Origin of the sequence: Streptomyces sp. NPDC032940 (genome assembly GCF_040636935.1) — a bacterium.
Classification (GTDB): Bacteria; Actinomycetota; Actinomycetes; order Streptomycetales; family Streptomycetaceae; genus Streptomyces.
On record NZ_JBEZVJ010000085.1, the window covers coordinates 1 to 1,711 of the forward strand.

Consider the following 1,711-nt stretch of genomic DNA (forward strand, 5'->3'; position numbering starts at 1 on the left):
CGGGCGAGGGGACCTTGCCGTCCTTCTCGTACTCGACGCCCTTGTGGACGAGGAGGGTGGCGTCACCGCCGTCGTCCAGGATCATGTTCGGGCCGGCCTGCCCGGGCCAGGTCAGCGCCTGCTCCGTGCACCACCAGTACTCCTCCAGGGTCTCGCCCTTCCAGGCGAAGACCGGGATGCCGGCGGCGGCGATCGCGGCGGCCGCGTGGTCCTGGGTGGAGAAGATGTTGCAGGAGACCCAGCGGACCTCGGCGCCGAGCGCGACGAGGGTCTCGATGAGCACGGCGGTCTGCACCGTCATGTGCAGGGAACCGGTGATCCGGGCCCCGGCCAGCGGCCGGGCCTCGGCGTACTCCTTGCGGATCGCCATCAGACCGGGCATCTCGTGCTCGGCGAGCGTGATCTCCTTGCGGCCGAACTCGGCCAGGGAGAGGTCGGCGACCTTGAAGTCGGTGAAGTCAGCGCGGGGCTGCGAGGGCATGCTGGGTGCTCCTTGAATTCAGTACGTCGCGGTGGATCTCGAGCGTCGCCGTCGAGCGGTTGAGCGTGATGTAGTGCAGTCCGGGGGCGCCTTCGGCCAGCAGCCGCTCGGCCATCTCGGTGGCGTACCGGACACCGATGCGGTGGCCGTCCGCGGGGTTGTCGCGCGCGGCGTCCAGACGGTGGGCCAGGTCCTCGGGGAAGGCCGCGCCGCTCAGCTCGGCGAAGCGCGCGATCTGCCGTACGTCGGTGGCCGGCATGATCTCCGGAATGATCGGGGTGTCGCAGCCCGCGGCAGCGACCCGGTCGCGCAGCCGGAGATAGTCCTCGACCCGGAAGAACATCTGGGTGATCGCGTAGTCGGCGCCCGCCCGGCACTTGGCGACGAAGTGACGGATGTCGCTGTCCCAGTCGGGTGAGCGCGGATGACGTTCGGGAAAGGCGGCCACGCCGACGCTGAAGTCTCCCGACTCCTTGACCAGCCGCACCAGTTCATGAGCGTGGGTGAAGCCGTCGGGATGCGGGACCCAGGGGGCGTTCGGGTCGCCGGGCGGGTCACCGCGCAGCACCAGGACGTCCCGGACGCCGGCGTCGGCGTACTGGCCGATGATGTGGCGCAGCTCGGCCACCGAGTGACCGACGGCGGTCAGATGGGCGACGGGGCGCAGGGTCGTCTCGGCCGCGATGCGTTTGGTGACCTCGACGGTGCGGTCCCTGGAGGAGCCGCCGGCCCCGTAGGTGACCGACACGAACGTCGGCGCCAGCGCCTCGATCCGGCGGATCGCCCGCCACAGGGTGCGGGCTCCGGCGTCGGTCTTCGGCGGGAAGAACTCGAAGGAGAACGACGGGGTGGCCCGGTCGAGAACATCGCGCAGGGTGGTCACTCCCGGCCTCCGGCGTTGAAGTAGCTGGCCTCGGGGTGGTGCAGGACGATGGCGTCGGTGGACTGCTCGGGGTGGAGCTGGAACTCCTCCGACAGGTGGACGCCGATGCGCTCCGGCCGGAGCAGGTGGGCGATCTTGGCGCGGTCCTCCAGGTCGGGGCAGGCCGGGTAGCCCAGTGAGTACCGGCAGCCCTGGTACTCGGTGCGGAACATGCCGTCGACGGTGTCGGGTTCGGCCCCCACGATGCCCAGTTCCGAGCGGACGCGGGCGTGCCAGTACTCGGCGAGGGCTTCGGCGAGCTGGACGGAGAGTCCGTGGAGTTCGAGGTAGTCGCGGTAGGCGTTGGC

3 protein-coding genes are annotated in these 1,711 nt (G+C 70.4%); all 3 read right to left on the reverse strand.

Annotated features, from left to right (window positions below; translation table 11 throughout):
- Nucleotides 1–481, reverse strand: a 481-nt coding sequence (locus AB0E77_RS34175) for an adenosylhomocysteinase (protein WP_361578906.1), incomplete at its 3' end; no start/stop codon positions are given.
- Nucleotides 459–1,364, reverse strand: coding sequence for a methylenetetrahydrofolate reductase [NAD(P)H] (gene metF, locus AB0E77_RS34180; protein ID WP_361578909.1), 906 nt, complete (start codon nt 1,362–1,364; stop codon nt 459–461). The genes metF and AB0E77_RS34175, both read right to left, overlap by 23 nt.
- Nucleotides 1,361–1,711 (reverse strand): vitamin B12 dependent-methionine synthase activation domain-containing protein (locus tag AB0E77_RS34185; RefSeq protein WP_361578912.1); only part of this gene is annotated, 351 nt, incomplete at its 5' end. The genes metF and AB0E77_RS34185, both read right to left, overlap by 4 nt.